At 65.3% G+C, this 3,478-nt stretch carries 3 protein-coding genes and 2 pseudogenes; 4 read left to right on the forward strand and 1 reads right to left on the reverse strand.

What is annotated here, in order from left to right; genetic code table 11:
• A pseudogene (locus tag AB4Y84_RS16505) lies at positions 1-289 on the forward strand (methylenetetrahydrofolate reductase); the annotation flags it as partial.
• Between the two features lie 14 nt (positions 290-303).
• On the opposite strand, the gene gcvA reads toward AB4Y84_RS16505, so the two are convergent.
• Complete coding sequence (gene gcvA / locus AB4Y84_RS16510; RefSeq protein WP_202968387.1) at positions 304-1,215, reverse strand: transcriptional regulator GcvA; 912 nt, start codon at positions 1,213-1,215, stop codon at positions 304-306.
• A gap of 99 nt (positions 1,216-1,314) precedes the next feature.
• Between gcvA and AB4Y84_RS16515 the strand changes: the two genes are divergently transcribed.
• The 3 genes and pseudogenes from AB4Y84_RS16515 to AB4Y84_RS16525 form a co-directional block, all read left to right on the forward strand.
• Positions 1,315-2,169, forward strand: a complete 855-nt coding sequence (locus AB4Y84_RS16515) for an MBL fold metallo-hydrolase (protein ID WP_025874531.1) — start codon at positions 1,315-1,317, stop codon at positions 2,167-2,169.
• Entirely contained in the window at positions 2,166-3,032 is an 867-nt protein-coding gene (locus AB4Y84_RS16520) for an MBL fold metallo-hydrolase (protein WP_442250463.1), read from the forward strand. Before AB4Y84_RS16515 ends, AB4Y84_RS16520 begins: the two co-directional genes overlap by 4 nt.
• A 43-nt stretch (positions 3,033-3,075) precedes the next feature.
• Positions 3,076-3,478: pseudogene (locus AB4Y84_RS16525) on the forward strand (hypothetical protein); the annotation flags it as partial.

Raw genomic sequence — 3,478 nt, forward strand, 5'->3', positions numbered from 1 at the left:
GGCCAGCATCGCGCGGCTTGTACGCTATGCGGCCATGTGCGGCGTCGCTGCAAGCACCTCGATGCTGTCCCGCTACGGCATCTCCATCGGCCGCCTGCTGGGAAGGGCCGGGCCGGATGTGTTCGTGGACCGCCTGGCAGAGGGCTTGACCGAAGCCCATGGGCAGGTCAGCCCGCATCTGTTTCCCTTCGGCGGTATCGCACCAACCATGGAGTGGGTGGAGCACTACCGGATGCGTGCAGGCGATGCGCACACGACCCGCTCACCTGTTGCCGATGAACCGTCATGACACGCATGGGCCTGTCATGGCCGATCACTGCACTCCTCACCCAGCCATTGGCAGAACGCCTGCACATCGGGGCGGTCCTGAGCCCTCTCGCGACGGATCAACCAGAATGCGTAACGGTTCTCCAGCTCCAGGCTGAAGGGTTTCACCAGCCTGCCTTGGCGGAGATCGTCTTCCACCAGCGGCGCCACGCCGAGCGCCACGCCATGGCCGGCCACCGCCGCTTCCTGCGCAAGATAGATGCTGGGGAAGACCGGCCCGGCGCTGGCATTGACGTTGATGGCGCCGGCGGCCTCCAGCCAGTGTGACCACGCCGGCACGCCGGGGCGGTCCGTGGCACTTTCATCGTGCAACAACGTGCAGTGGCGCAGATCATCAGACCGCTGCAGCCGGCCAGCAGTGCCGGCCAGCAGCGCGGGCGAGCACACAGGGAATACCGGCGCCTTCAACAGCAGCTCAGCACGCACGCCGGTGTAGTTGCCTGCACCGTAGCGGATGCCGACATCGAATCCTCCGCGCAGAAAGTCGGCGTGTTCATTGCCGGTGTCGATGCGCACCCGGACATTGGGGTGCGCATGGTGAAAGCGGTGCAGCCTTGGGGCCAGCCATTTCGCGGCGAACGACTCCATGGTTGTCACCCGCAGCTCGTGTGGTGCGCGCGTCCTGGCGCGCTCCAACGCCAGGTCCAGCTGCCCAAGTAGATCGCCGACCGTTGTTGCCAGCGCCGCGCCGTCTGATGTGAGCGCCACGGCGCGGTGATTGCGCTGGAACAGGCTTACGCCCAGATAGGCCTCGAGGTGTTTGACCTGATGGCTGACCGCAGCCGGGGTGACGAACAGTTCGCGCGCCGCCTGATTGAAGCTGAGGTGGCGGGCAGCCGCTTCGAACGTGCGCAGCGCATTCAGTGGGGCAGTGGGGCGGGCTTTCACGGGCACCATCCAAAGCAGGGGCCCTGTCATCGTAGCGCATGAATTTTTCTAACGCGAAGCGTAGAACTACTCGTTTGCCGGGTGCCGCATGAGTTGGTGATGATGCCGATCCTCCCACCCGGAAAGCCCGCCGTGCGAATTCAGGAGCTTGCCCCAGATGTGCTGATGTTCGTCGGTGACCAGGTTGAATCGGTCGCTACCGCCTTCGTCAACGGAGACCAGGTGCTGCTGGTGGACGCGTTGGGCAGCGAGGAGGATGCCGCCTGGTTGCGGGACGTACTGCACGGGCAGATGGGCAAGAGGGTACGACTGGTTGCCGCCACCCATTTCATGAGCGACCACATCTGTGGCATGACGCTGTTTCCGGAGGCGCTGACCCTGGCGCACCGCCATCACCGGCATGCCTTTCTTTCGCAGAACCAACCGGTGGCATCACGCTACCGCGATCCCGATATCGTGTTCGACAATCTCGCCATGCGCTGGGGGCGCCACCAGCTGCGCTTCCTGTACAACCCCGGCAAGACGATGGACCACATGAGCGTGGATGTGCCGAGCGCCGATCTGGTCTGCGTGGGCGACAACATCGTCGGCAACATCGTCTATCTCTCCCGGTCGGACCCGGCGCTGCAGCGCGCCGCCATCGGCCGTATCCAGCAGTTCGGGCGCAGCAGGGTGGTCGGCGGGCATATCGGGGTCTTCGATGCGGCGGTGCTGGGCAATGCACTCCACTACCTGCAGCGGATGCAGGAGATCGTCGTGGATATCCGGCTGCGAACTGCGCCGACGGAGACCACGGCGCTGATGGCAGCCATCAGACTGGAGGATTGCATCGCGTCGGGGGTAACGCCGACGGCATTCGAACGAGAATGGCATGGACACAATCTCACGGCGATCGTCGCGCAGTCGATCTTCTCCCTGGACGCTGCGCTGGCAGCAAGGGAGCAGGCCGCATGAAACACGATGCCGTCAACGCACCGGCGCTGGGCAGTCGCAGACGCTTCCTTGCCCGTTGCGCCGGTGTGGCCGCTGCTGCGCTGGTCCCTGCCGGCGCCGCAGCGCCACCGGCGGCGATGCGCAGCCTGCGCGCCCAGCGATTGGCGTGGGCCGGGGTGCGGCTGCAATTGCCGGAGAGCACGCTGCTGATTGATCCGCTGGTGAATCCCGCAACGTGGGGCAAGGCGTTGCCGGACCGGCTGGTGCCGGTGAACGATGCGCTGGGCGAAAGCCACGTGCTGGTCACCCACACCCACTCCGATCACTTCGATGCAGATGCGGTTGCGGCGGCGCTCAGCAAAGGGGGAACACTCGCATATCCAGCCGGCCTGCAGCCCATGCCGCTACCGGCAGCCGCACGTGCACGGCCGAGCGCGCTATGGGAGCCCCAACTGCTGGGCGACTTCACTGCAACGCCGGTACCGGCATCGGACGGCTACGGCGATACGCAGGTGTCCTGGGTGGTAACAGCAGGCGGCCGACGCATCTTCCATGGCGGCGACACCCAATGGCACGGCCATTGGTGGCGTATCGGGCGCCAGTTCGGACCGTTCGATGCGGCCTTCCTCCCCATCAATGGCGCCACGTTCGGCTGGCGCAAGCCAGTAAGTGGCCAGCCTGGCGTACTGACGCCGGAGCAGGCGGTGGCAGCGGCGGCAATCCTCGGCGCACGCACGCTGGTGCCCATTCACTATGGCATCAGCGGAATGGACAACTATGCGGAAGTGGACGACCCGCTTGGACGACTTCGCAAGGCAGCCGGTGACCGTGCCGTGGCCGTGCAGTTCGTCGAGCCGGGCGCGTGGCTGACATGGYCGGCGTAGTCCCGTATCCGCGCGTGAATCATTCCTGGCCCTGGGAGAACCCATGAATCGAGCACACTGCATTGCAACCGCCATCGCGTTTTCTTCTTTTTCCATGGCCGCTCTGGCGGCGGAAACCACCAGCCCCAAACGCCCCTCGATCGAGCAGCTGCAGAAGGTGATCGTCAGCACCTCGCCGCAGACCCGCGTGGATGCTCCCGACAAAGAACGCATCACAGCGCGGCGGATCGATATCGTCGACGAGAACGGGGTGATCCGGATGACGCTCTCGGGCCAGACGCCACCGCCCATCATCGATGGCATCCAGTACAAGCGAGCCTTCAATGTGGCGGGCATGGTGCTGTACGACCACAAGGGCAGCGAGCGCGGTGGCTTCGGAACCGCAGACGTCGAGGGCGGCATGGCCGTACTGGCGCTTGACCACCCGGCCATGGATGCAATTGGCT

The organism is Stenotrophomonas sp. 2YAF22 (genome assembly GCF_052114665.1).
Lineage (GTDB): Bacteria > Pseudomonadota > Gammaproteobacteria > Xanthomonadales > Xanthomonadaceae > Stenotrophomonas > Stenotrophomonas indicatrix.